The sequence below is a fragment of the Orbaceae bacterium lpD04 genome, from assembly GCA_036251935.1.
GTDB classification, from domain to species: Bacteria; Pseudomonadota; Gammaproteobacteria; order Enterobacterales; family Orbaceae; genus Orbus; species Orbus wheelerorum.
The window spans coordinates 429,016-451,996 of sequence record CP133967.1; the positions used below are offsets into that span (position 1 = coordinate 429,016).

16 protein-coding genes are annotated in these 22,981 nt (G+C 35.8%); all 16 read left to right on the forward strand.

All coding sequences use genetic code 11. From position 1 onward, the window contains the following. Positions 1-151: 151 nt before the first annotated feature. The 16 genes from ubiD (at position 152) to rseP (ending at position 22,956) form a co-directional block, all read left to right on the forward strand. Entirely contained in the window at positions 152-1,615 is a 1,464-nt protein-coding gene (gene ubiD / locus RHO14_01905) for a 4-hydroxy-3-polyprenylbenzoate decarboxylase (GenBank protein ID WVD71564.1), read from the forward strand. Between the two features lie 84 nt (positions 1,616-1,699). After that, positions 1,700-3,106: an MBOAT family O-acyltransferase gene (locus tag RHO14_01910; GenBank protein WVD71565.1), complete on the forward strand. Its 1,407-nt coding sequence runs from the start codon at positions 1,700-1,702 to the stop codon at positions 3,104-3,106. A gap of 5 nt (positions 3,107-3,111) precedes the next feature. Beyond that, the gene (locus tag RHO14_01915; protein WVD71566.1) at positions 3,112-4,317 is read left to right on the forward strand and encodes an SGNH family hydrolase; all 1,206 of its coding nucleotides are present in this window, start codon (positions 3,112-3,114) and stop codon (positions 4,315-4,317) included. After that, positions 4,317-5,531 (forward strand): GDSL-type esterase/lipase family protein, encoded by a 1,215-nt coding sequence (locus RHO14_01920; GenBank protein WVD71567.1) that lies wholly within the window; start codon positions 4,317-4,319, stop codon positions 5,529-5,531. The genes RHO14_01915 and RHO14_01920 overlap by 1 nt, the downstream gene beginning before the upstream one ends. A 545-nt stretch (positions 5,532-6,076) precedes the next feature. After that, positions 6,077-7,561, forward strand: a complete 1,485-nt coding sequence (locus RHO14_01925; protein ID WVD71568.1) for a hypothetical protein — start codon at positions 6,077-6,079, stop codon at positions 7,559-7,561. Positions 7,562-7,882: 321 nt separating this feature from the next. Beyond that, on the forward strand, positions 7,883-8,311 hold the full coding sequence (rplK, locus tag RHO14_01930) for a 50S ribosomal protein L11 (protein WVD71569.1): 429 nt from the start codon (positions 7,883-7,885) through the stop codon (positions 8,309-8,311). Between the two features lie 3 nt (positions 8,312-8,314). After that, entirely contained in the window at positions 8,315-9,016 is a 702-nt protein-coding gene (gene rplA, locus RHO14_01935) for a 50S ribosomal protein L1 (protein ID WVD71570.1), read from the forward strand. A gap of 268 nt (positions 9,017-9,284) precedes the next feature. After that, positions 9,285-9,782 carry a 50S ribosomal protein L10 gene (gene rplJ / locus RHO14_01940; GenBank protein WVD71571.1) on the forward strand — a complete coding sequence of 166 codons (498 nt, stop codon included), beginning with the start codon at positions 9,285-9,287 and terminating at the stop codon, positions 9,780-9,782. 85 nt (positions 9,783-9,867) lie between these two features. Beyond that, entirely contained in the window at positions 9,868-10,236 is a 369-nt protein-coding gene (rplL, locus tag RHO14_01945; protein ID WVD71572.1) for a 50S ribosomal protein L7/L12, read from the forward strand. 265 nt (positions 10,237-10,501) lie between these two features. Then, positions 10,502-14,530 (forward strand): DNA-directed RNA polymerase subunit beta, encoded by a 4,029-nt coding sequence (gene rpoB, locus RHO14_01950; GenBank protein WVD71573.1) that lies wholly within the window; start codon positions 10,502-10,504, stop codon positions 14,528-14,530. A gap of 91 nt (positions 14,531-14,621) precedes the next feature. Then, positions 14,622-18,842, forward strand: coding sequence for a DNA-directed RNA polymerase subunit beta' (gene rpoC / locus RHO14_01955; protein ID WVD71574.1), 4,221 nt, complete (start codon positions 14,622-14,624; stop codon positions 18,840-18,842). 212 nt (positions 18,843-19,054) lie between these two features. Beyond that, positions 19,055-19,270 carry a YheU family protein gene (locus tag RHO14_01960; GenBank protein WVD71575.1) on the forward strand — a complete coding sequence of 72 codons (216 nt, stop codon included), beginning with the start codon at positions 19,055-19,057 and terminating at the stop codon, positions 19,268-19,270. A 119-nt stretch (positions 19,271-19,389) separates the two neighbouring features. Next, positions 19,390-20,022, forward strand: coding sequence for a cAMP-activated global transcriptional regulator CRP (gene crp, locus RHO14_01965; GenBank protein WVD71576.1), 633 nt, complete (start codon positions 19,390-19,392; stop codon positions 20,020-20,022). Between the two features lie 30 nt (positions 20,023-20,052). Next, entirely contained in the window at positions 20,053-20,772 is a 720-nt protein-coding gene (locus tag RHO14_01970) for an isoprenyl transferase (GenBank protein WVD71577.1), read from the forward strand. A 15-nt stretch (positions 20,773-20,787) separates the two neighbouring features. Beyond that, complete coding sequence (locus RHO14_01975) at positions 20,788-21,627, forward strand: phosphatidate cytidylyltransferase (protein ID WVD71578.1); 840 nt, start codon at positions 20,788-20,790, stop codon at positions 21,625-21,627. A gap of 9 nt (positions 21,628-21,636) precedes the next feature. After that, positions 21,637-22,956 carry an RIP metalloprotease RseP gene (rseP, locus tag RHO14_01980; GenBank protein WVD71579.1) on the forward strand — a complete coding sequence of 440 codons (1,320 nt, stop codon included), beginning with the start codon at positions 21,637-21,639 and terminating at the stop codon, positions 22,954-22,956. The last annotated feature ends 25 nt before the right edge of the window (positions 22,957-22,981 follow it).

Below are 22,981 nucleotides of genomic sequence, written 5' to 3' on the forward strand. Positions count from 1 at the left end.
TATTTATTGTATAAAGCTTGGTATTATAATATAAGGTAGACAAAAATAGGTTAAATAATATATTTATATATACTTATAGTTTTTATTTATAAGTTGATGTTAGTTGTGAGATAAATTAAAGTAAGTTCGAATCCATCTTTTGAGATAAAACGTGAAATATACAGATTTAAGAGATTTTATTGCCCAATTAGAAAAACAGGGTGAATTAAAGCGAATTAGTTATCCAGTCGATCCCCATTTAGAGATCACCGAGATAGCTGATCGTGTTTTACGTAAAGAAGGTCCTGCCTTGTTATTTGAAAACCCGATTGGTTATGATATGCCAGTATTGTGTAATTTATTTGGGACACCAAAGCGAGTTGCTATGGGGATGGGAGAACAAGATGTCACAGCACTACGAGACGTAGGGCATCTATTAGCATTTTTACGTGAGCCAGATCCACCAAAAGGTATCAGAGGATTTTTTTCTGAGCTACCAAAATATAAGCAAGTATTAAATATGCCTGTAAAGCAGCGTTCTTCAGTACCTTGTCAAGATGTGGTGTTAAAGGATGATGAGGTTGATTTAATGCAAGTTCCAATTATGCATTGTTGGCCTGATGATGTGGCACCATTAGTGACGTGGGGCTTAACCATCACGAAGGGGCCTTATAAAGAACGACAAAATATTGGTGTTTACCGTCTGCAACGCCTTACTAAAAATAAATTGATTATGCGTTGGTTGTCACATCGCGGCGGCGCGCTTGATTTTCAAGAGTGGAAAAAAGCGCATCCAGGCGAGAAATTCCCAGTGGTTGTGGTGCTAGGTGCAGATCCAGCTACAATTTTAGGTGCAGTAACACCAGTGCCAGATACATTATCTGAATATGCATTTGCTGGGTTACTTCGAGGTCATCGCACGGAGGTTGTTAAAGCACTTTCATGTGATCTTCAAATTCCAGCCAGCGCTGAAATAGTATTAGAAGGCTATATTGACCCAGATGAAACCGCGTTAGAAGGGCCATATGGTGATCATACTGGTTATTATAATGAAGTTGAGCGGTTCCCTGTTTTTACCATTACTCATTTGACTCGCCGTAAAGATGCGATATACCATTCTACCTATACTGGTCGACCACCAGATGAACCTTCAGTTATGGGGCTTGCACTTAATGAGGTCTTTATTCCTATTTTACAAAAGCAGTTTCCAGAAATTGTTGATTTTTACCTACCACCAGAAGGATGCTCATATCGAATTGCTGTTGTAACAATAAAAAAACAGTATGCAGGGCACGCTAAACGCATCATGATGGGGGTATGGTCTTACTTACGTCAATTTATGTATACAAAATTTGTCATTATTTGCGATGATGATATTAATGCAAGAAATTGGAAGGATGTGATGTGGGCGGTTTCAACTCGAATGGATCCTAAACGAGATATTACTTTTGTTGAAAATACACCCATTGATTATTTAGATTTTGCTTCGCCTGTTTCAGGATTAGGCTCCAAAGTTGGCTTAGATGCGACGAATAAATGGTCAGGAGAGACGATGCGCGAGTGGGGGACGATTATTAAAAAAGATGTTAAAGTTGTCGCTCATATTGATGAAATCTGGGATAAATTAGGGATTTAGTTTTTATATCTTAATTTTTATATTCTAATAATGTAATCGTTAATTTTAGCTGAGTTAGTCAGCAATATATTAAGTAGGGTTCGTGTGAGTTATTTATCGATTGAATTTTCGGTTCTGTTTTTAATTTTTTTGTGTTTGTATTGGTCTTGCCGAAAATGGCCAGTATTACAAAATTATATGCTACTAATTGCAAGTTATGGCATTGTAGCTTCATTTAACTATACCTTTGCATTAATTTTAGCGGGCTACTCAACGGTAATCTTCGTTTTATCTCTTTTGATTGAAAAGACAAAATATCAGCGGTTTTGGTTTAGTATTTCAATTATTGCGGCAATGGTAAATCTTGCTATTTTCAAGTATTTTGACTTTTTTAGTAATGCATTACAAGCGGTTATCAATGATCTAGGCTTAGGTGTGTTAATTCCAAGCACCGAAATTATTATGCCGATAGGGATCTCATTTTATACCTTTCATTCGATTAGTTATATTGTTTCAGTGAAACGAAGGGAAATTAAACAGACTGATTTTATATCGTTTATGCTCTTCTTATCTTTTTTCCCGAGTATTGTTGCAGGTCCGATTAATCGGGCTCGTGATTTTTTACCGCAAATTAAAGTTAAAACTTGCCGTGAATTATTAGAGCCTTACCGCGCATTTACATTAATTTTATTTGCAGTTGTGAAAGTTTATTGGTTAAGTTCTGCAATAGCTGATACATGGGTTAACCCTGTTTTTTCAAGCCCAGCTGAATATAATTCATTAGATCTCATTTTCGCTTTATACGCTTATGCGATCCAATTGTATCTAAATTTTTCAGGTTATACTGATTTAGTAACCGCAATTGCCTTGTTGCTTGGATTTAAATTGCCAATTAACTTTAATTTGCCATATTTAGCCATTAATTTGCGAGATTTTTGGCAACGTTGGCATATTAGTTTATCTTGTTGGATCCGTGATTATGTTTATATTCCTTTAGGCGGAAGTCGTTGCGGTTTTTTTAGAACACAAGTTAACTTGTTGATAGCAATGTTACTATCAGGATTATGGCATGGCGCTAGCTTAAATTTTTTAATTTGGGGAGGCGTGCATGGCGTTGGTATGGTGCTACTTAATATCGGCGATAAATATTTTGGGCGCAATTTTTTAGCTAATCGATTTGCTTTCTTGGCTAAACTTATTACATTCCAATATGTCTGTTTCGCTTGGATTTTCTTTCGAAGTAGTAGCTTTTCTGAGTCAATAGAATACCTCTCGGCAATAATGAATAACTTTTCGGATGTTTCACTACATTTTAACTCTTTAGTTTATATATTATTGTTACTTGTGGGATATTACTTATACCCATTAGCTACTAATTTACAAAATAATACAATCAAATATATGCGTAGAGTACATTGGTTATTTCTGCCAATTATCTTTATTCTCATTTTATGGATAGTAATTAGTTTTGCCCCATCGGGAATTCCTAATTTTATTTATGCAGGATTTTAGGCAGTATGATGAATATTTTTAGAATTTGTTATGTTTTTTTCGCCACATTAATAGGGTTACTCTTGCTATACCAGCAATCAATTGCGGTATATTGGCAACAAACTTACCATCAAGCTATGCCATTATCAAGCTGGCAAGAAAAGCCATTTTTCTTATCAATTGCTAAATTAAATCAATGGCTCTTAAATAAAGAGGACGTCTATTTTTCAGCCGTTGAACATATTAATATTCAAATGGTTGAACAGTACAATCATCTGATAATAACAGATGATTTATCACAAAATCATAGTGAAGTTGTTAATAATAATGAATCAAACAATGACCTTAGCCTTGAAGATGAAATAAAAGAGATCCCTGCTGTTAAGCAGCAAGAAATACCATCACAATCTACTTTTATTCAAACACAGAAAGGTAGTACAACTAACACTTCATCAAAAACGAGTGATGAAGTTAGCAATAAAATTAAAACTGAAAATGAAGCGTTAGCTGATGCCGAAAATGAAAAAAAATCATCAATAAATCAGTTAGAGGCAGTTAAAAAAGCATCCCCAATTATGGTTCAACCAACAGATAAAATTTTATTTATTGGTGACTCTTTGATGCAGGGCGTTGCACCAAGAGTTAAACGTGCATTATATCAAAAATATAATATTGAAAGCCTTGATTTGAGTAAACAAAGTACAGGATTATCATATCCCGGTGCGTTTAATTGGCCAAAGACTGTTGAAGATACGTTAGAGCAAGATCCCTCAATAAAAGTATTAGTAGTTTTTCTTGGGCCAAATGATCCTTGGGATTATCCCGTTAAAGGGCATACAAAATATTTGCAATTTAAATCATCACAATGGGAAGCAACTTATCGCTATCGAATTAATCGTATTCTTAGCGCGGCACAATTAAATCACACTAATGTTATTTGGCTTGGTGCGCCTTGTATGCGAAAAACAAAGTTACACAATGATATGTTGTACTTGAACACGCTATATCAATCTGAAGTGGAAAAAATGAATGGGCACTATGTTCCTACCAGTGAATTGTTAGGATGCAGTGATAACAATTATGCCAACTTTGTTACGAATGGTAATGGAAATACTAAAGTCCGTATTGATGATGGTATCCATTTTACGGTTTCTGGTCAGCGAATTCTTGCCAATAGAATTATTAATGAAATGATCATCGAAGCGCCTAACCAAAATAAGGCTATAGAATAATGAAAGTCTTTAATATAGATAAATTTATAATCAATATTATGATATTAGTCATCGCTATATTATTAAGTACAGTCAATATAGCTTTAGCAAAGCAAGGTGATTCTTTTCATGGAATTATTGATTTTGGTGATTCAAACGTTAAAACGTTTAAAAATGCACTCAACCAATTGGATAAGCCAAACCGCACTATGCATGTGGTAACAATAACTCAGTTTGGTGACTCACATTCTGCAGCAGATTTTTTTACTGGAGAGCTAAGAACATTATTGCAAGCAAAATATGGTGATGCAGGGATCGGTTGGGTAACGCCAATGTATGCCTCGGGTCAATATCATTCTTGTGTGACATGGAAAAGTCGTAATTGGCAACTTTTCAGTAGCCGAAATACCAGTGATCGTGATTTTCCAATGGGAGGTTATATCGCTGAACCAAATAAAAATAATGGTTATATCGAAGTGATACCCAAAAATATTGACACTAATAATATATGGTTAGCTAAATTAATTATTAAACCACTCAAAAAATTAACTAAGGTAAAATTATTAGACGCTAAGCAAAAAGTTCATCAAATTGTATTTAATCAAAAAAATAAAATTGGTCAATGGCAGGTTTCACCAATAAAAATTGATGCACCATTTACGATTAGCACCAATAAAGGTGAGGCTGAACTCGGTGGTATTTGGTTGCAACGGGCTCAGCAATCAGGTGTGATAGTTTCGATGATTGGAACTAATGGCGCGAAGCAGTCTATTTGGCAAAAATGGTCTCCAAATTGGTATCCTCAGCTGACAATAACTGAAAGTAATATGGTGATTTTAGAATATGGTACTAACGAAGCTTTTGATCCCCTTTTAGATTTAACTGAGTATCGTAAAAATCTTGTCGAAAATATAAAAAGAATAAGAGAAACGCTTCCTCATGCAGCCGTATTGTTGATGAGTTCACCTGACACACTGTTAAGAACAGTTCAAAGTGATAATCTTGTCGATCGTAGGCCGGCTAATTATTATCAAATTCGGCAAATACAGCAAGATGTAGCAAAACAAGAAAAAACGTTATATTGGGATTGGCAGACCGCCATGGGAGGAGAAGGCATTATAGAAAAGTGGTTACTTTTAGATTTAGCTCGCCCAGATTTAGTCCATTTAACAAAACAAGGCTATATTGAAAGTGCTAAGATTTTTTATCAAGATTTAATCGCTTTTATTAAATAATCTTAAAATTAGATAGGTAGAATTATACCTAATTTTAAGATTGTTCCGATTAGTTTTATTCGTTATGAGTTTCTTCTAATGAAGAATACTCGATCAAAAATTCTATTTTATCTAGGTAAAGTGATATCAATTTAGTCGATTCTTGAAGTTAAAATTTACATTTCTTAACAAAAATATCATATTTATATTTAATAATTTTTATCTTTATTTTTGATAAAGAACCATTCAAATAAAAGGTAAAATACTTTTATAATTACAAAATAATTAATTTAAAATCATATTGTTATATTTGTTTCATCTACATTAAACAGCTTGTTAAATAGTTAACTCGATCGATTACCTATATCGGTTATCGAATAAACCTATAAAAATCATGTTATTTGATAACTATTGACTATTGAAGGTTATTTGACTGATCGGCCATATCAATAATAGAATGTGGCAAAAATGTCAAAAAAGGAGTTGGCTTTAAGTTAGGTTAAATTAATCAACTAGTTAGGATATAAATTATTATAAAAATAATATTAACAAGGAAATAAAAACTGATGAAAAATTATTCTACTTGTCACAGTTTCATTGTGACATTAATATATGATAAAGTTATTTTGTCTAAACTGCTCCCGTTATTTTTGTTTATAGCACAGTCTTTAATTACCATAATTCTTGTTATTCCATTTGTAACTTATGCTGCTTTGTCTGCGTCTACTGCCAGTTATATATATGGAAATTCGCCTGAAATTCTACCAACCGTTGATAATAAAATATTAAACACAATTAAATTTAATATTTTATCAGATGTGGGTGAATCTTATGAGTTTATACCCGGTTCAGATGATACAATTTATGTGTCTTACACAAATACACCAAGTTCGTTGTCTGCAACGATTGATTTTTCTGGATTAGATATTAGTGATATCCATGATATTGACGAAGATTATTTAGCTGCGGTAAATGGCCTTGAGGTCAAAAATATTAGCTATGAGTGGAAGGACTTTAACAATAATATCATATCAACAAGCTCAACAGATTGGCTAGGCGGTAATATTTGTAAGTCTTCTTATAAAGGCGACTCGAGCATAACTGTTTCTTTTACGATACAAGCTAATACTGAGTATGGCCTACCACGTTTAGGTGAAAGAGTAATATCTAAAACATTTAAAGTGAATGCGAATGATGGCATCTGTTATATACAACCAGGTGTTTTGGCTTTAAATATTCCAAATGGCTGGCCTGAAGGCGGCAATAATGCTTCGGCAGGGAGTGATTGGGTAAATAGAAGTGCCGATCCATACAATGCTGAGCAGTTTACTCGAAGTAAAGGATTTAATGCGTGGGCAAAAAATAGTAATGGAAAATCTTTTCCTACAACGGCTTTTCCTGATGCTCGCTTTAGAATCATTCCCTTTGGTAACATATCTAACTATACATACCAGATAGTAAAAAATCCAAATTCTGCTTTAGTGAGTGATGTGAGATCATCTAATGCAAGTTCTAAAAGTGAGTTTAAATTTAGAGATATCACGCCAACACAAAATGCTGATTATGTTTTTTTGGTAAAAAATAGTCGTACAAAGGGGCAATTTTATTATCGTTTTTCTATCAGTAACTGGGTTTATGTCGCATCTAAAAAGGGGAATTGGATAACCCTTACTCAGGCAAAATATCTTTGTGCTAGCAAAGGTGATCGGCTGCCAAGTCGAAAAGAACTCAGCAACTCACCTTATACTTTTATTGATTTTGCTGACTCGTTAAGTCATGGTAATTGGTATTTAAGAAATAATGGATTTAGCCGCGCTATAGGTGAAGGAGTGATGGCTGAATGGGGTAAGATTTTCTATTATGCACCAGGGGATGGTAATGCGCGAGATATGATGAAAGATGTTAAGAACTTACGAAGATTATTTGATTATGACTTCTATTTTACCAACGAACCATCTAAAACAGCAGGGATGAATTATAGTGTTGGTACTGCTGAAGGTAATGTGATTGTTGAATTTGATAGTGCATATGCTATGTGCGTTAAATACTAAATTCATAATGTAACGATTTTATAAAATAAAGATAGGTTACTTGCATTAAATATAAAACACCATTTTAGTGCTTGTAATCTAATTTATTGCATGAACGAAGTTCGATTAATCATCGTATCAAGTGAATATATGCTATAAATTAGCCATTAGATACTTTTTTGATAAATTTTATTTATAAATATTAAATAAAATGTTCGGTAGTACTTGAAATAATTATTGCAATTTTTTTATATTTATAGGAAAATGTTGCCCTTATTTAACTTAGGGGAGCTGTCTGTTATCGGGTTAACAGGGCGCTAGTACCCAAAGAAGGAAGCTAACATGGCAAAGAAAGTACAAGCCTATATCAAGTTGCAAGTTGCAGCTGGTGCGGCAAATCCTAGTCCACCGGTTGGTCCAGCACTTGGTCAACATGGTGTTAATATTATGGAATTCTGTAAAGCGTTTAATGCTAAAACAGAAGGTTTAGAAAAAGGTTTACCAACACCAGTTGTTATTACCGTATACTCTGACCGTTCATTTACATTTGTTACTAAAACTCCACCTGCAGCAGTTCTATTGAAGAAAGCTGCTAAAATCAAGTCTGGTTCTGGCGAACCAAACAAGAAAAAAGTAGGTAAAGTTACAAGTGCGCAGATTCGCGAAATCGCTGAATTAAAAGCTGCGGATATGAATGGTGCAACTATTGAGACGAAAATGCGTTCTATTGAAGGAACAGCTCGCTCAATGGGTCTGGAAGTGGAGGGTTAATCAATGGCTAAACTATCTAAGAAAGCTAAACTTATCCGTGAAAAAGTTAATGCTACTAAACAATATGAAATCAATGAAGCTATCACTTTATTAAAAGAGTTAGCTACAGCTAAATTTACTGAAAGTGTTGACGTTGCTGTTAACCTAGGTATTGATGCTCGTAAATCTGACCAAAATGTTCGCGGTGCAATTGTACTTCCAAATGGTACTGGCCGTAGCGTACGTGTTGCTGTATTTACTCAAGGTCCTAATGCAGAAGCTGCTAAAGCTGCTGGTGCAGAACTTGTCGGTATGGAAGATCTTGCTGAGCAAATCAAGAAAGGCGAAATGAATTTTGACGTTGTTATTGCCTCTCCAGATGCTATGCGTATCGTTGGTCAATTAGGTCAAATTTTAGGCCCTCGTGGTTTAATGCCAAATCCTAAAGTTGGCACAGTAACACCGAACGTCGCTGAGGCAGTTAAAAATGCTAAAGCTGGTCAGGTTCGTTACCGTAACGACAAAAATGGTATTATTCATACTACTCTTGGTAAAGTAGACTTTGATACTGACAAATTAAAAGAAAACTTAGAAGCGTTACTTGTTGCATTAAAACGTGCAAAACCAGCGTCATCTAAAGGTATCTTTATTAAGAAAGTTAGTCTGTCAACTACTATGGGTGCAGGTGTTGCTGTCGATCAAACAAGTTTGAGCGCAACAGTTTAATTTTCTAACTTGCCTTACAGGTAAGAAAGAATCGGTTGGTGTCTGGCCTAATCCAGACCCCGTCCAAGACCGTAGGTGTGATGACTATTTAAAGTCATTACTTAATATTCCTACGTAGACGGTGACAGAACCTAAACGTTATTTTAATTAGATAAATATAGTTGAATTAACAGGACTCTGCTCACCGTAAATAGGCTAATTATTGCTTGCAATAGTTGGTATAGTGAGAGTCTAGGTGAAAACCTAGTTTAATTCAGGAGCAAAACTAATGGCATTAAATCTTCAAGATAAACAAGCGATTGTTGCTGAAGTTAACGAAGTTGCCAAAGGTGCGCTGTCTGCAGTTGTCGCGGATTCTCGTGGCGTTACTGTAGAAAAAATGACTGCATTACGTAAAACAGCTCGCGAAGCTGGCGTTTATATGCGTGTTGTTCGTAACACGTTATTGCGTCGCGTAGTTGAAGGTACTCCTTATGAGTGCTTAAAAGATACGTTTGTTGGTCCAACTCTAATTGCCTTTTCTCATGAGCACCCAGGTGCTGCAGCGCGAATTTTTAAAGCGTTTGCCAAAGAAAATGATAAATTTGAGATTAAAGCAGCAGCCTTTGAAGGTGAGTTAATTACTGCGGCTAATATTGACCGTTTAGCAACATTACCGACTTACGAAGAAGCATTAGCTCGCTTGATGTCGACCATGAAAGAAGCCGCAGCTGGCAAATTGGTTCGTACACTTGCAGCGGTTCGCGATCAAAAAGAAGCTGCTTAATTTTGCTTTTAGCAAAAGTGCAGATTATTTTAATTGTTGAACAATTTACTAATTTTAAAAAATTCTATATTTAGGAAACTATATTATGTCTATCACTAAAGAACAAATTTTAGATGCAGTTGCTGAAATGTCTGTAATGGACGTTGTTGAACTAGTATCAATGATGGAAGAAAAATTCGGTGTTTCTGCAGCAGCAGCTGTAGCAGTTGCAGCAGCTGGTCCAGCTGAAGCAGCAGAAGAAAAAACTGAATTTGATGTTATCTTAAAAGACATCGGTGCTAACAAAGTTGCCGTTATCAAAGCCGTTCGTGGTGCAACTGGTTTAGGCTTAAAAGAAGCTAAAGACCTTGTTGAATCAGCTCCAGCTACAGTTAAAGAAGCTGCTAGCAAAGATGATTCAGAAGCACTTAAGAAAGCGCTTGAAGAAGCTGGTGCGACTGTCGAACTTAAATAAGTTTGATACAATTATATACAGCCCTATTAGGGCTGATGGCTGGTGGTTTATATCTCCAGCCTTTTTGCGTCTGTATAGATGTGAAAAAAATTATTACTTAGCTACAAATGAAATAGTATATAATTAAAAACCTAATCAATTGATATTTATAAATATTTCGAGCAGGTGTCAGATTTAATTGAATAATTAAGATCTGATGAATATTTAATAAAGCCGATATGATATTAAATTATATATCGAGGCTGATCAGCAAGTTGAGGAACTAATGGTTTACTCTTATACCGAGAAAAAACGAATTCGTAAGAATTTTGGTAAGCGTCCACAAGTGTTGGATATACCCTATCTTCTTTCTATTCAACTTGATTCGTTCCAAAAGTTTATTGACCAAGATCCTGAAGGTCAATATGGTTTAGAAGCCGCTTTTCGTTCAATCTTTCCTATAAAGAGTTATAGTGGCAGTGCAGAGCTTCAGTATGTTTCATTTAAAATGGGCGAGCCTGTTTTTGATGTTAAAGAGTGTCAAATCCGAGGGATCACTTATTCTGCGCCATTACGTGTTAAATTACGTTTAGTTATTTATGACAGAGATGCTCCAGAAGGGACTGTAAAAGATATTAAAGAACAAGATGTCTATATGGGTGAAATCCCTCTTATGACTGATAATGGGACATTTGTTATTAATGGTACTGAACGAGTAATTGTTTCTCAGTTGCATCGTAGTCCAGGTGTGTTCTTTGATAGTGATAAAGGTAAAACACATTCATCTGGTAAAGTTCTATATAATGCTAGAATTATTCCTTATCGTGGTTCATGGTTAGACTTTGAGTTTGACCCTAAAGATAACTTATTTGCTCGTATCGATCGCCGTCGTAAATTACCAGCAACGATCATTTTAAGAGCGTTAGGTTTTGAAACTGAGCAAATTTTAGATATTTTCTTTGAAAAAAGTATCTTTGAAGTAGCTAAATCTAAATTAAAATTAGAACTTATTCCTGAGCGTCTTCGTGGTGAGACAGCCCTGTTTGATATCGAGTCAAAAGACCAAATCTATATAGAGAAAGGTCGTCGTATCACAGCAAGACACATTCGACAATTAGAAAAAGATAATATTACAAAAATAGATGTACCTGTTGAATATATCATCGGTAAAGTTCTGGCGAAAAATTATATTAATGAAAGTACGGGCGATATAATTGCTCCAGCTAATACGCCAATTTCATTAGAGCTACTTGCTGAGTTAACTCAAGCTGGTTATAAAAAGATAGAAACATTATTCACTAATGATCTTGATCATGGTGCGTTTATTTCTGAAACTTTAAATGTAGATCCTACTCATGATCAGTTAGGCGCACTTGTTGAAATTTATCGAATGATGCGTCCTGGTGAGCCACCAACAAAAGAAGCTGCTGAGTCATTATTTGCTAATCTTTTCTTCTCTGAAGAGCGTTATGATTTATCGGCTGTTGGTCGTATGAAATTTAACCGCTCATTAAATCGTGAAGAAATTGAAGGTAGCGGCGTTTTAAGTAATGAAGACATTATTGAAGTAATGAGAAAACTTATTGCTATTCGTAATGGTCATGGTGATGTCGATGATATTGACCACTTAGGTAATCGTCGAATTCGTAGCGTTGGTGAGATGGCGGAAAACCAATTTAGAATTGGTTTGGTTCGTGTAGAGCGCGCAGTTAAAGAACGTTTATCATTAGGTGATCTTGATGCTTTAATGCCACAAGATATGATCAATGCTAAACCTATTTCAGCAGCGATTCGTGAATTTTTTGGTTCAAGCCAATTATCTCAGTTTATGGATCAAAATAACCCATTATCTGAAATTACGCATAAACGTCGTATTTCTGCATTAGGTCCTGGTGGTTTAACACGTGAACGTGCTGGATTTGAGGTGCGTGACGTACATCCAACTCATTATGGACGTGTTTGTCCAATTGAGACGCCAGAAGGTCCAAATATCGGTTTAATTAACTCATTAGCGGTTTATGCAAGAACTAATGAATACGGTTTCTTAGAAACACCTTACCGTCGAGTTATTGATGGTGTAGTTACTGATGAAATCAACTACCTATCTGCTATTGATGAAAGCACTTATGTTATAGCTCAGGCTAACTCAAATCTAGATGATGATGGTCGTTTTAAAGAAGATTTAGTTACTTGTCGCTTAAACGGTGAGTCAGGTTTGTATAATGCTGATCAAGTTCATTATATGGATGTCTCAACTCAACAGATCGTTTCTGTTGGTGCATCATTAATTCCATTCCTTGAGCATGATGATGCTAACCGTGCCTTAATGGGTGCGAACATGCAACGTCAGGCAGTGCCTACTTTGAAAGCGGAAAAACCGTTTGTAGGTACAGGTATGGAGCGAGCTGTTGCTGTTGACTCCGGTGTTACTGCCGTTGCACGTCGTGGCGGTACGGTACAATACGTTGATGCATCACGAATCGTAATTAATGTTAATTCAGATGAAATGTATTCAGGCGAAGCTGGCATTGATATCTATAATTTAACTAAATATACTCGTTCAAACCAAAATACATGTATTAACCAAATTCCATGTGTTGAATTAGGCGAAAAAGTTGATCGTGGTGACGTGTTAGCCGATGGTCCGTCAACGGATTTAGGTGAACTTGCATTAGGTCAAAATATGAGAGTGGCATTTATGCCATGGAATGGTTATAACTTTGAGGATTCTATTTTAGTTTCTGAAAAAGTGGTTCAAGATGACCGTTTTACCTCTATTCATATTCAAGAATTATCATGTGTTTCTCGCGATACTAAATTAGGTGCTGAAGAAATTACTGCTGATATTCCAAATGTAGGCGAGTCAGCGCTTTCTAAACTTGATGAATCAGGTATCGTTTATATCGGGGCAGAAGTTAAAGGCGGTGACATCTTAGTTGGTAAAGTAACGCCAAAAGGTGAAACACAGCTAACACCTGAAGAGAAATTACTTAGAGCTATCTTTGGTGAAAAAGCGTCTGATGTTAAAGATACTTCATTACGTGTACCAAACGGTGTTTCCGGTACGGTTATTGATGTTCAAGTATTTACACGTGATGGTGTTGTTAAAGACAAACGTGCACTTGAAATTGAAGATATGCAGCTAAAACAAGCGAAAAAAGATTTAACTGAAGAGTTGAAAATCTTAGAAGCCGCATTGTTTGCGCAAATCAAAGATGTTTTAGTTTCAGGTGGCATTGAAGCAAGTAAACTTGACGCATTACCTCGTGAAAAATGGTTGACTATCGGTTTATCTAAAGAAGATAAGCAAGCTAAGCTAGAAGAGTTAGCAGCTCAGCACGATGAGATTAAAGTTGATTTCAATAAACGACTTGACGCTAAACGCATGAAAATCACTCAAGGTGATGATCTGCAGCCTGGTGTATTAAAAATCGTTAAGGTGTATTTAGCTGTTAAACGCCAAATTCAACCTGGTGATAAAATGGCCGGTCGTCATGGTAATAAAGGGGTTATCTCAAAAATTAATCCAATTGAAGATATGCCATATGATGAAGATGGATGCCCTGTCGATTTAGTTCTAAATCCATTAGGTGTTCCATCACGTATGAATATCGGTCAGGTTTTGGAAACTCACTTAGGGATGGCTGCTAAAGGTATCGGTAATAAAATTGATACTATGCTTAAAGAGCAACAAGAACTTGCTAAGCTTCGTGAATTTATTCAAAAAGCTTACGACCTTGGACTTGGTGCTGCTCAAGAAGTCAATGTTGCAGATTTTTCTGATCGAGAAGTGATGACGCTTGCACAAAATCTTCGTAATGGTATGCCACTTGCAACACCTGTATTTGATGGTGCTAAAGAGTCGGAAATCAAAGCATTACTTGAATTAGGTGATATTCCAACATCAGGCCAAATTAATTTATATGATGGTCGAACAGGTGAAAAATTTGAGCGTCCAGTAACGGTTGGTTACATGTATATGCTCAAACTAAATCACCTTGTTGATGATAAAATGCATGCACGTTCAACAGGTTCATATAGTTTAGTTACTCAGCAACCTCTTGGTGGTAAAGCTCAGTTTGGTGGTCAGCGATTTGGTGAGATGGAAGTGTGGGCACTTGAAGCTTATGGTGCTGCATATACATTACAAGAAATGTTGACAGTAAAATCAGATGATGTAAACGGCCGTACGAAGATGTATAAAAATATCGTAGATGGCGATCATAGTATGGAACCTGCGATCCCTGAATCATTTAACGTATTGTTAAAAGAGATTCGTTCGCTTGGTATCAATATTGAATTAGATGAAGAGTAATTTTATCTAATTTAAAGATTTGCTATTTATACGGGTAATCGTTAGCTATATAACGATTACCCCGTTGGTTTAACTCCATAGGAGCCAATTCGTGAAAGACTTATTAAAGTTTCTAAAAGCACAAACTAAAACTGAAGAGTTTGATGCTATTAAAATTGGGTTAGCGTCACCAGACATGATCCGTTCGTGGTCATTTGGTGAGGTTAAAAAACCAGAAACCATTAATTACCGTACATTTAAACCTGAGCGTGATGGTTTATTTTGTGCAAGAATTTTTGGGCCAGTTAAAGATTATGAATGCTTATGTGGTAAATATAAGCGTTTGAAACACCGTGGTGTGATCTGTGAAAAATGTGGTGTTGAAGTTACTCAAGCTAAAGTCCGTCGTGAGCGTATGGGCCATATTGAGCTTGCTTCACCAACTGCGCATATTTGGTTTTTAAAATCGTTACCATCTCGTATTGGTTTATTACTTGATATGCCACTACGTGATATTGAGCGAGTACTTTATTTTGAATCATTTATGGTTCTTGATGGTGGAATGACTAATCTTGATCGTGGTCAAATTCTAACTGAAGAGCAATATTTAGATGCACTTGAAGAGTTCGGTGATGAATTCGATGCACGTATGGGTGCTGAAGCTATTCAAGAATTATTACGTAATTTAGATTTGAATGCGGAATGTGAACTATTACGTGATGAGTTAACCACAACGAATTCTGAAACGAAACGTAAAAAACTAACAAAACGTATTAAGATCCTAGAGGCATTTATTCTTTCTGAGAATAAGCCTGAATGGATGATCTTAAATGTATTACCTGTTCTTCCACCTGACTTACGTCCATTAGTGCCGTTAGATGGTGGTCGTTTTGCAACGTCTGATCTTAATGATTTATATCGTCGAGTGATCAACCGTAATAACCGTTTAAAACGTTTATTAGACTTAGCTGCGCCAGATATTATTGTACGTAATGAAAAACGTATGTTACAAGAATCTGTGGATGCGCTATTAGATAATGGCCGTCGTGGACGTGCAATTACTGGTTCAAACAAGCGCCCATTAAAATCACTTGCTGATATGATTAAAGGTAAGCAAGGTCGTTTCCGTCAAAACTTGTTAGGTAAACGTGTTGACTATTCTGGTCGTTCTGTAATTACAGTAGGTCCTTATTTACGTCTACACCAATGCGGTTTACCGAAAAAAATGGCACTTGAACTTTTTAAACCATTTATTTACGGCAAATTAGAGCGTCGTGGTTATGCTACAACCATCAAAGCTGCTAAGAAAATGGTTGAGCGTGAAGATGCTATTGTTTGGGATATTTTAGATGAAGTTATTCGTGAACATCCCGTTTTATTAAACCGAGCGCCAACACTTCATAGATTGGGTATTCAAGCCTTTGAGCCAATATTAATTGAAGGTAAAGCAATTCAGTTGCATCCATTAGTTTGTGCGGCATTCAATGCTGACTTCGATGGTGACCAAATGGCTGTTCACGTTCCATTAACGATAGAAGCTCAAATTGAAGCTCGTGCGTTAATGATGTCGACGAACAATATCCTATCTCCAGCGAGTGGTGAGCCAATTATTGTCCCATCACAAGACGTTGTATTGGGTCTTTACTATATGACTCGTGATAGAGTCAATGCTAAAGGCGAAGGCATGGTTTTAACTGGGCCAAAAGAAGCTGAAAAACTTTATCGACTTGGATTAGCTGAACTTCATGCTCGTGTTAAAGTTCGTATTACTGAATATAGTCGTAATGACGCTGATGAATGGGTTCCTTCTATTTCATTAGTCGATACGACTGTTGGCCGTGCCATTTTATGGTTAATTATGCCAAAAGGATTGCCATTCTCTGTTGTCAATCAGCCGTTAGGTAAAAAAGCGATTTCAAAAATTCTAAATGTTTGCTATCGCCAATTAGGTATGAAAGAAACTGTTATTTTAGCTGATCAGGTTATGTATACTGGTTTTGCATATGCTGCTCGTTCGGGTGTATCTGTTGGTATTGATGATATGGTCATTCCAGCTAAGAAAGTTGAAATTATTACCGAAGCTGAAGCGGAAGTTGCTGAGATCCAAGAGCAGTTCCAGTCTGGTTTAGTTACCGCTGGTGAGCGTTATAATAAAGTTATCGATATTTGGGCTGCGGCTAACGAACGCGTAGCTAAAGCGATGATGGATAATTTATCAACAGAGAAAGTTATCAATAGAGAAGGTAAGGAAGAGTCACAACCATCTTTCAATAGTATCTATATGATGGCCGATTCTGGTGCTCGAGGTTCTGCTGCGCAGATTCGTCAGCTTGCTGGTATGCGTGGTTTAATGGCAAAACCAGATGGCTCGATTATTGAAACGCCAATTACTGCAAATTTCCGTGAAGGGTTGAACGTACTTCAGTACTTTATCTCTACCCATGGTGCACGTAAAGGTTTAGCCGATACTGCATTAAAAACAGCTAACTCAGGTTACCTAACTCGTCGTTTAGTTGACGTTGCGCAAGATCTTGTCGTTATTCAAGACGATTGTGGTACTCATGAAGGCGTTGTAATGACTCCAGTTATTGAAGGTGGTGATGTTAAAGAGCCACTTCGTGAGCGTGTGCTAGGACGAGTTACTGCTGAAGATGTGTTAAAACCAGGATCTGCTGATATTTTAATTCCACGTAATACATTACTTGATGAAAGTTTCTGTGATTTATTAGAAGCAGAATTGATTGATAGTGTTAAAGTTCGTTCAGTGGTTTCTTGTAATACTGATTTCGGTGTTTGTGCTAACTGTTATGGTCGTGATTTAGCCCGTGGTCACTTAGTTAATAAAGGTGAGGCAATTGGTGTAATTGCAGCGCAATCGATTGGTGAACCAGGTACGCAGTTAACGATGCGTACGTTCCATATCGGTGGGGCCGCATCGAGAGCCGCAGCTGAGTCAAGTGTCCAAGTTAAAAATAACGGTATTATCAAATTATCTAATGCGAAATTTGTTATCAATCCAGAGAAGAAACTTGTTATTACCTCGCGTAATACTGCATTAACGATTATCGATGAGTTAGGTCGAATGAAAGAAACCTATAAGGTTCCTTACGGTGCGATTTTAACTAAAGGTACTGGTAGTACAGTTAAAGCTGGTGAAACAGTTGCAAACTGGGATCCGCATACGATGCCAGTCGTATCTGAAGTACAAGGCTTTATCAAATTTGTTGATATGGTTGATGGTCAATCAATTACACGTCAAACAGATGATTTAACTGGCTTATCTTCAATTGTGGTACTTGATGTTGCTGAAAGGGCAACTGTTGGTAAAGATTTGCGTCCAGCAATTAAAATTGTCAATGCTAAGGGTAAAGATGTAATTGTTACTGGCTCTGAAATGCCTGCACAATACTTCCTACCAGGAAAAGCATTAGTGCAATTAGAAGATGGTGCTCAAATTAATATCGGTGATGTTTTAGCGCGTATTCCTCAAGCTTCTGTTGGTACTAAAGATATCACCGGTGGTTTACCACGCGTTGCAGACCTATTTGAAGCGCGTAAACCAAAAGAGCCAGCTATTCTTGCTGAAGTTGATGGTATTGTTTCATTTGGTAAGGAAACAAAAGGTAAACGACGTTTGGTTATTTCGCCTGCCGATGGTAGTGAGCCATATGAAGAGATGATCCCTAAATGGCGTCAACTTAACGTATTTGAAGGTGAGCATGTAGAACGCGGTGATGTAATCTCTGATGGACCAGAATCTCCTCATGATATTTTACGCTTAAGAGGCGTTAATGCGGTAACACGTTATATTGTGAACGAAGTTCAGGAAGTTTACCGCTTACAAGGCGTAAAAATCAATGATAAACACATTGAAGTAATTGTTCGCCAAATGCTACGTAAAGCAACTATCGGTCATACAGGTAATTCTCGTTTATTAGAAGGTGAGCAACTAGAAGTTTCTCGCATTAAGATAATGAACCGTGAACTTGAAGCGCAAGGTAAAGAGCCTGCATCTTATATGCATGATTTATTAGGTATTACTAAAGCGTCATTAACGACTGAATCATTTATTTCTGCAGCGTCATTCCAGGAAACAACACGAGTGTTAACTGAAGCCGCAGTCGCAGGTAAAAATGACGAACTTCGTGGTCTGAAAGAAAATGTTATTGTTGGACGATTAATTCCAGCAGGAACAGGTTATGCATACCATAAAGAGCGTGCACGTAAACGCGCATTAGTCACTGATACTCATGTTACACCAGATTCGATTGTGACTGCTGAAGAAGCAACAGCTAATTTAGCTGAATTACTTAATTCAACTGATGAAGCATAAGCTTTAACCGTATATAAAAACCACTCTCTTGAGTGGTTTTTTTTTGAGTTTTTCGTTATTTTTTTGTTGTAAGGTGCCATTATAGTATAAAATATCGCCAATTTGATTATACTGATATTTTGTTAATGCAGGAAACATCATTGATGGAATAGTTGCATTTCTTCATTTTAATGCTAATAATAATAGACTACTTGAATTTGTTGGCCTATATAATGATCATTCCTTGGCAAGATTTAGAACAAGATACATTACTCAACATTATTGAAAGTTTCGTTTTGCGTGAAGGTACGGATTACGGCTTTGCAGAAAAAACATTAGCTGAAAAAGTTGATGATGTTAGTAAACAACTGCAGCAAGGTAAAATCGTTATTATTTGGTCAGAGTTACATGAAACCATTGATTTAAAACAGGCTAATGAATTAGTGTAACACAATGAGAAGTAAGCATTATCATGAGTAAAATTAATTTTGATATATTATTCAGTAGATAAATTTGGTATAGTAGTACCGCATAATAACTAGAAATTGTATAACTGGAGTAGGACCTAATGATTATTAGTAAACAACAATCCGATACAACGTTAGAATGGTTTTTATCTCATTGCCATATTCACAAATATCCCGCTAAAAGTACATTAATTCATCAAGGTGAAAAAGCCGAAACGTTATACTATATCGTAAAAGGCGCTGCTGCAGTTTTAATTAAGGATGATGAAGGTAAAGAGATGATTTTATCTTATTTAAATCAAGGTGAGTTTATTGGTGAACTTGGTTTATTTGAAGATGGAATGGAACGAAGTGCTTGGGTTAAGGCTAGAACCAGTTGTGAAGTTGCTGAAATATCATATAAAAAATTTAAACAGCTTATTCAAGTCAACCCCGATATTTTAATGAAACTTGCCGCACAGATGGCTAGTCGTTTGCAAATAACTTCAGAAAAAGTAAGCAATCTAGCATTTCTTGATGTTGCAGGTAGAATTGCCCAAACTTTATTAAATCTCGCTAAGCAGTCTGATGCAATGACCCATCCAGATGGGATGCAAATTAAAATCACTCGTCAAGAAATTGGTCAGATTGTGGGCTGTTCAAGAGAAACAGTTGGACGAATTCTGAAAATGCTAGAAGAACAACATTTAATTTCTGCCCATGGCAAAACTATTGTTGTTTATGGTACTCGATAATCATTTTATAATGATATAAATAGGAAAGGCATGTCGCAACAAAAACATATTCCCAATCATGTCGCAATTATTATGGATGGAAATGGGCGGTGGGCCAAAAATCGAAATCAACTAAGAGTTGTTGGGCATAGAGCAGGGTTAAAAGCAGTAAGAAAAGTTGTTCGCCATGCTAGTTTTATCGGTATAAAGGCGTTAACCCTGTATGCTTTTAGTAGTGAAAACTGGAAAAGACCAGAGCAAGAAGTTTCCTCATTGATGTCCTTATTTGTCTATGCTTTGAATCGAGAAGCAAAAACACTCAATAAAAATAATATTCGTTTAAATATTATTGGCGATATTTCGCGTTTCTCAGCTCAATTACAGGCAATGATTGCTGATGTTCAAAATATGACGCGTAATAATACGGGCTTAGTATTAAATATTGCAGCGAATTATGGTGGACGATGGGACATTACCCAAGCAATTAAACAAATTATTAGTAAAGTTGATAACAATTTATTATCGATCGATGAAATTAATGAAGATATCGTAAATGAACAACTTTCATTACATGATTTACCGGCGATTGATTTGGTGATAAGAACTGGCGGTGAACATCGAATTAGTAATTTTTTACTGTGGCAAATTGCTTATTCTGAATTTTATTTTACTGATATACTATGGCCTGATTTTGGTTTAGATTCACTTGACGAAGCTATTTCGATCTTCAATAAAAGAGAGCGACGTTTTGGTCAAGTTATTGATTGTTAAAAAATAGGACTCATAATGTTAATTCAGCGTATATTGGCAGCTATTGTATTAATTCCTCTCGTTATCTTATGTTTGTTTTTCTTACCATTGATGGGGTTTATCTCTATTATGGTAATTATTTGTGGTCTTTGTGCATGGGAATGGGCTCAGTTTTTACAAATAAAAACGATTAAAAATCGGCTTCTATTTGCGCTGATATTTACACTTTTTATCGCTATTATTTATTACTTATCGACTCTTATTAGTAGCCAAGCTAGCATATTTAAATATATTTTGCTGGCGTCTTTAATTTGGTGGTTAGTTGCTTTACTGCTAGTAATTAGTTATCCCAATTCAGTTCGGATCTGGAAAAATAAGTGTATTAAGACGCTATTTGCTTGTTTCACATTAGTGCCTTTTTTCATCGGCATGGTTGAGTTAAGGCAGATTAATTATAGCCATGATTCATTTCAAGGTGCATTTTGGTTACTTTATGTATTAGTTTTAGTGTGGGCAACAGATTCAGGTGCTTATTTTGCTGGAAGGGCATTTGGTAAACATAAGTTAGCGCCAAAAGTTTCACCGGGTAAGACTATAGAGGGGCTACTTGGCGGTGTTATTTTGTCATTACTGATTAGCGTAATTGTTTATCTAAGTAATTATTTTACTATCTCTTTATATAATTTGATGGTTAGCTCTATATTTGCGATATTAGTATCAGTATTAGGTGATCTAACTGAAAGTATGTTTAAACGTGAAGCCAATATCAAAGATAGCGGGCATTTAATTCCTGGTCATGGTGGGATTTTAGATCGTATTGATAGCCTTACTGCTGCAATTCCTGTTTTTGCTGCGATTTCTCTTTATGTTTTGTAGGGCCTTAATGTGATTTGGTCTACGATAATATTTTTAATCACTATCAGTATACTTGTTACCGTACATGAGTTTGGGCATTTCATTATCGCTAGATTTTGTGGGGTCAAAGTAGAGTATTTTTCTGTTGGTTTTGGTAAAAAACTTTGGTCACATACCAGTAAAAAAGGAACAGAATATACACTTTCGGCTATTCCGTTAGGCGGTTATGTTAAGATGCTCGATGGCCGTAACCAACCATTAAATGAAGAGCAAAAAAAATTTGCTTTTAACCATAAATCAATTATTAAACGAACTGCAATTATTAGTGCGGGACCAATCGCTAATTTTATTCTAGCGATTATTGTATACTGGGTCATTTTTCAAATCGGTATTATGACTTATCCTGTGAAAATTGCTGGAACTATAATCAATACTCCAGCATCAATTGTAAATATTCCGCAAGGTGCGGAACTAAAATCTATTGCAGGCATCAAAATAGAAAGTTGGGCAGATGTTAATTCTGCGCTTATTAGTGAAATGGGCAATAGTGATATTGATCTCAGCTATACAACAAATAGTGATAAATTACACAATAAAATAGTTAATATTAAAAATTGGCAATTTGATATAGAAAAAGAATCTCCTATTACGGCATTTGGGTTGATACCCGAGCAGGTTGCAATTTATCCAATTATTAGCGCAATTGTTGATAATTCAGCCGCAATTGCCGCAGGCCTTGAAGTTAACGATGAAATTATTCGTTATAATAACCAAGATTATGATAATTGGAATAATTTTTCTCAATTAATAAAAAAAGGGGATCTGATAACACTAACAATAAAGCGTAAAAATGAGATTTTCACACTCAATTTACAGCCAAAACTTAGTGTTAATGAAAAAGGAGAAACGGTTGGAATTGCAGGAATTTATCCAAGCAATAACACAATCGTAAAACAGTATGATATAGTAAGCGCATTTGTTAAAGGATTTGAGCAAACAGGATTAACAATAAAGCAGGTAACAAGGTCATTTTATCAGTTAGTGACGGGTGTTATTAGCATTAAGAATTTATCTGGTCCTATTTCGATTGCTAAAGGCGCAGGACAAACAGCGAGTTATGGTATTGTTCCATATTTATTTTTTTTAGCATTTATTAGTATTAGTTTAGGTGTAATTAATCTTGTTCCTTTGCCGATGTTAGATGGTGGGCATCTTTTATTTTTGTTAATTGAAAAAATAAAAGGGTCGCCAGTGTCAAATAAAGTACAAGAAGTGTTTTATCGGGTAGGTTTTATTTTATTGATGATTATAATGGGTACTGCGTTATTTAACGATTTTGTACGCTTATGATTGTGATTAAATGGAGTAACATATA

Excerpts from the sequence above, each read along its gene's own strand:
- RHO14_01925 (WVD71568.1), top strand. The coding sequence starts at position 6,077 with ATGAAAAATTATTCTACTTGTCACAGTTTCATTGTGACATTAATATAT.
- RHO14_01970 (WVD71577.1), top strand. The coding sequence starts at position 20,053 with ATGTCGCAACAAAAACATATTCCCAATCATGTCGCAATTATTATGGAT.
- rplJ (WVD71571.1), top strand. The coding sequence starts at position 9,285 with ATGGCATTAAATCTTCAAGATAAACAAGCGATTGTTGCTGAAGTTAAC.
- crp (WVD71576.1), top strand. The coding sequence starts at position 19,390 with ATGATTATTAGTAAACAACAATCCGATACAACGTTAGAATGGTTTTTA.
- rplK (WVD71569.1), top strand. The coding sequence starts at position 7,883 with ATGGCAAAGAAAGTACAAGCCTATATCAAGTTGCAAGTTGCAGCTGGT.
- RHO14_01915 (WVD71566.1), top strand. The coding sequence starts at position 3,112 with ATGATGAATATTTTTAGAATTTGTTATGTTTTTTTCGCCACATTAATA.
- RHO14_01920 (WVD71567.1), top strand. The coding sequence starts at position 4,317 with ATGAAAGTCTTTAATATAGATAAATTTATAATCAATATTATGATATTA.
- rplL (WVD71572.1), top strand. The coding sequence starts at position 9,868 with ATGTCTATCACTAAAGAACAAATTTTAGATGCAGTTGCTGAAATGTCT.
- rplA (WVD71570.1), top strand. The coding sequence starts at position 8,315 with ATGGCTAAACTATCTAAGAAAGCTAAACTTATCCGTGAAAAAGTTAAT.
- RHO14_01960 (WVD71575.1), top strand. The coding sequence starts at position 19,055 with ATGATCATTCCTTGGCAAGATTTAGAACAAGATACATTACTCAACATT.
- RHO14_01975 (WVD71578.1), top strand. The coding sequence starts at position 20,788 with ATGTTAATTCAGCGTATATTGGCAGCTATTGTATTAATTCCTCTCGTT.
- rpoB (WVD71573.1), top strand. The coding sequence starts at position 10,502 with ATGGTTTACTCTTATACCGAGAAAAAACGAATTCGTAAGAATTTTGGT.